This is a genomic window from Mesorhizobium sp. M7A.F.Ca.CA.002.05.1.1, from assembly GCF_003998335.1.
GTDB lineage: Bacteria > Pseudomonadota > Alphaproteobacteria > Rhizobiales > Rhizobiaceae > Mesorhizobium.
On sequence record NZ_RZQI01000700.1, the window covers coordinates 1 to 3,216 of the forward strand.

The following is a 3,216-nucleotide window of genomic DNA, read 5'->3' on the forward strand; positions in this document are numbered from 1 at the left end:
CTTGAGCGTGGCGACGTCGCGGATCGTGTCCGACCCATGCGGCTTGATCCGCATCGGTGTGGGCAAAATGAGCTCGGACATGTCCTGTTTTCCAACTACTGGAGGAGTTTTGCTTCGCGCGCGGCGTCGATCATCGCCCGCATCGCTTTTTCCGCCGGCGTCCAGCCATCCAGCGCATCGCGGCAACTGCGCAACGCCGCCCGGTAGCGCCGTCCCTGGCCAGACGGCCAGTCGCCGAGGCATTCCAGCCCTTCCCAGGCGCTGCGGATGATGCGCTCGCGCTCAGGCGCGAATTTCAGCCTGATGGGGCGGGGAAACATCTTGTCGTTCAACGGTCGTCTCCATGATTGCCGCAAGTGTCGCTGGCGACATGCGTGAGAGGCGATCGGTAACGTCGGCGGCAGGACAGGGTTCCCTTCCCAGGAGATCAAATCTCGGCGTCGATGTCCGACAGCGATCTCGGCGTCGGCGCTTCGGCGCTGTGCTGCGCTGGGCGGTCATGCTCGAACTGTTCGGTGCCGGGCAGAGCGTGCAGCCAGGTCTCGCGCCTGGAGGTCCACAATTCATATTCGGGCACGAGATCGGTCGGCGCGATGTCGAGGCTGCCGATCGCCACCTCGGCCTCATTGTCGTCGACCCAGGCGACGCGGCCGCCGCATGTCGGGCAAAAGCTCCGCGTGCCATAGGAGCTGACGAGGCCGGTGGTCTCGAAGGCCTCGCGCGGCCAGATGGCAAAGGCCGAATAGACCGAACCGCCGGCCTTGCGGCAATCCTTGCAGTGGCACAGGCCAACGCGCAATGGCGGGCCGTGAACCTCGAACTGCACGCCGCCGCACAGGCAGCTGCCGGTCCTGCGTATGGTGTCGGACATGGCGACCTCCCTCAATGCGTGGCGCTGCCGGCCGGGTGGGACAGATGCTCGTCTGCCGTTTCGTTGGCCAGGATGAGAAACCGGGAAAAAGACATCCTGTTCACCGTACCACCAGGCCCGGTTGACGCGGCCCGCAGCATCTTCAACGCCGCCCAGGCGAAATGGTTTCGGCTAGCCGCGGGCCGCCATATGGGCGTCGAGCTTCTTGCGCGAGGGGCCGTAGCGCTTGATGATGGTCTGTGCCTCGCTTGGCGGGATGCCGTATTTGCGGGCAAAGGCGGCAACCTCGTAGGGCTCTTCACTCGAGACCTGCTTGCGGTCCTGTTTCGTCTTCGACTTGTCGTCAGCCATCTCAGGCCTCGCTTTCTGTTGTCGGGGACGCGCAGTCTTCGGCGCCCGCGATCAACACGACATAACACAGATTGGCGCCGCCGGTTCCACCAGACGACACGGCCTGGGCTGCGATAGGCCTGTATCAGGCCGAGGGCCGCATGGTATCGGCGGCGGCAGCGTGGTCGCCGTCACATTCGGAGCATGCCGCGCTGAGGCCGGGGCAGCCGCGCCGGTGCGTGCCGGCGGGGCAGCAATGGCCGTTGGAACTCGTCCAGCGCGGGCATTCGAAGACCTGGCCAGCGCCACCGCAGCCGCTGCACTCCAGCGGCGCCGACCGCTCGCCATGAGATGTCGCCCCAAACCTGACGCTTGTACGCAAATTTCAGCCCACCCAAAATCGCTGCGTCGGCACGCCGATGCATTAGCCCCGACTAACGATAGCACTTCCGTGATTACCAACAAGTTTCAATCGCGGCGGCGCCGGAAAGCCGTTCGGGCCGTCGTCAGGCCGGCTTCAGCCGCATCGCGGCGAGATACATGAGCGCCGAGGCGGCCTGCCCGCGGTCCCAGCCGGCGGCCTCGACCTTGCGGAGCAGGGCGTCAAGATGCGGAACCAGCATATCCCTGCATTCCTGTTCGTAGACGGTGCTCGTCGCCGGATGCCGCGGTGCGCCGATGGTCAATGCCTTGGCCATGTCCGATTCCCCCTTGGAGCGAGCAATAATATGCCGTCAGCCGGCAAACCGAAAATCTCTCTTGCTGTACGGTGTGACGCTTCGAAAGCCCTCTGCGATCCTGTCGAGAAAAATTGGCCTGATGTGTCGGACCTGGCGCCGGTCGCGCGTCCTAGGAGCGATCAACCTGCAAAGCTGGAGAACGAGCATGTCGTCGCAAATCACTCAATCACCGTGGCAGACCGCGGCCCTTGTCGTCGCCCGGCTGATCTTCGCCGGCGTCTTCCTGATGGCCGTGACCTTCAAGTTCATGGGCATGGACGCCACCGCCGGCTATATCGCCGCCGCCGGCTTTCCGTTTCCGCTGTTCCTGGCCTGGTGCGCGGCGATCCTGGAAGTCGCGCTGGTGCTGTGCTTCCTGACCGGCGCCTTCTTCTCGCAGGCAGCCCTGGTCGCCGCCGCCTATGTGCTGTTCCTCGGCTTCGCCTTTCACGGACCCAGCCACTGGGCAGGCAACCAGGCCGAGTTCGGCTTCTTCGTCGACCATTTTTCGTTCCTGGCCGGACTGCTGTTTGCGGCCGTACATGGACCGGGCAAGGTGCTTTCGCTCAATTCGGGATGGCCGGGCAGGGCTTGAGGCGAGGGCAGCGGGCCACCGCGGACGCACGCCGGCCGCTCACAGCTGGTCGTTGTAGGGTTCCTTTATCTTGCCGACCATGCGGGCCAGCTTCGAAAAAGACGGCATCTCCGCCTCCGGCTGGCACTGGTTGGCGAGTTCCAGCAGCCGGATCGGAAAGTTGACGGCGTCGCGGCTGGACGCGGACATGCCTTCGGATCGCTCCTGGTTGGTTTCGCCGGCCTCGGTCTTGCGCAAGGCCAGGTCGATCTCCTCCGCCGTCAGCACCCCCTTTTGAACCAGGAGGCGGTTGATCGAGGCGACGGCCATCAACAGGCCTTCGAGTTGCAGGTTGGCGACATTCATGGCGATTGCTCCCGTGGCTGGGGTTGAAACGCGCGAGCGGCATTTCCGCTCCAGAAAGGCTGCGGGCGAATGCCTATTCCTGCGTCAGCCGTTCGCCATATTCGCGCCACAGCGCCTTGACCTCCAGGTTGCCGAGGCTGCCGATCGAAACATCCCCACAGCTGATGGCGACGGCGCTGATGTCGTATTGGGGGTAAGCGTTGGCGACGAAACGGATGGCTTCGCCCAGCGAACGCACGCGGATGACTGGATCGGCCTGACCCTGGCCGGTGCTGCGCACGCCGGAAACCGTGGCTTGTGCATGCCGCATCCTGAACACGGATGCCATGGCTGGTCTGTCCATCGTCCTCTCCCAC

The 3,216-nt window shown here is 64.5% G+C and carries 7 protein-coding genes; 1 reads left to right on the top strand and 6 read right to left on the bottom strand.

Annotation, left to right across the window (positions count from 1 at the left end):
- Positions 1 to 95: 95 nt before the first annotated feature.
- From EN939_RS26880 to EN939_RS26895, 4 genes are all read right to left on the bottom strand, one after another.
- Entirely contained in the window at positions 96 to 332 is a 237-nt protein-coding gene (locus EN939_RS26880) for a DUF982 domain-containing protein (RefSeq protein ID WP_127270771.1), read from the bottom strand.
- A 95-nt stretch (positions 333 to 427) separates the two neighbouring features.
- Positions 428 to 871, bottom strand: a complete 444-nt coding sequence (locus EN939_RS26885) for a GFA family protein (protein ID WP_127270773.1) — start codon at positions 869 to 871, stop codon at positions 428 to 430.
- Between the two features lie 171 nt (positions 872 to 1,042).
- Positions 1,043 to 1,222 carry a DUF3606 domain-containing protein gene (locus EN939_RS26890; RefSeq protein WP_023813816.1) on the bottom strand — a complete coding sequence of 60 codons (180 nt, stop codon included), beginning with the start codon at positions 1,220 to 1,222 and terminating at the stop codon, positions 1,043 to 1,045.
- 485 nt (positions 1,223 to 1,707) lie between these two features.
- A complete protein-coding gene (locus EN939_RS26895; protein ID WP_127270775.1) occupies positions 1,708 to 1,899 on the bottom strand; it encodes a hypothetical protein in 192 nt (63 codons plus the stop codon).
- Between the two features lie 187 nt (positions 1,900 to 2,086).
- Here EN939_RS26895 and EN939_RS26900 point away from each other — a divergent pair, with 187 nt between their 5' ends.
- A complete protein-coding gene (locus EN939_RS26900) occupies positions 2,087 to 2,515 on the top strand; it encodes a DoxX family protein (RefSeq protein WP_127270776.1) in 429 nt (142 codons plus the stop codon).
- Between the two features lie 39 nt (positions 2,516 to 2,554).
- Here the strand turns inward: EN939_RS26900 and EN939_RS26905 are convergent, their stop codons facing one another.
- Positions 2,555 to 2,860 (bottom strand): hypothetical protein, encoded by a 306-nt coding sequence (locus EN939_RS26905; protein ID WP_023813813.1) that lies wholly within the window; start codon positions 2,858 to 2,860, stop codon positions 2,555 to 2,557.
- 73 nt (positions 2,861 to 2,933) lie between these two features.
- The coding region (locus tag EN939_RS26910; protein WP_245473174.1) for a hypothetical protein at positions 2,934 to 3,216 on the bottom strand (283 nt) is incomplete at its 5' end.

Excerpts from the sequence above, each read along its gene's own strand:
- EN939_RS26885 (WP_127270773.1), bottom strand. The coding sequence starts at position 871 with ATGTCCGACACCATACGCAGGACCGGCAGCTGCCTGTGCGGCGGCGTG.
- EN939_RS26890 (WP_023813816.1), bottom strand. The coding sequence starts at position 1,222 with ATGGCTGACGACAAGTCGAAGACGAAACAGGACCGCAAGCAGGTCTCG.
- EN939_RS26895 (WP_127270775.1), bottom strand. The coding sequence starts at position 1,899 with ATGGCCAAGGCATTGACCATCGGCGCACCGCGGCATCCGGCGACGAGC.
- EN939_RS26900 (WP_127270776.1), top strand. The coding sequence starts at position 2,087 with ATGTCGTCGCAAATCACTCAATCACCGTGGCAGACCGCGGCCCTTGTC.
- EN939_RS26905 (WP_023813813.1), bottom strand. The coding sequence starts at position 2,860 with ATGAATGTCGCCAACCTGCAACTCGAAGGCCTGTTGATGGCCGTCGCC.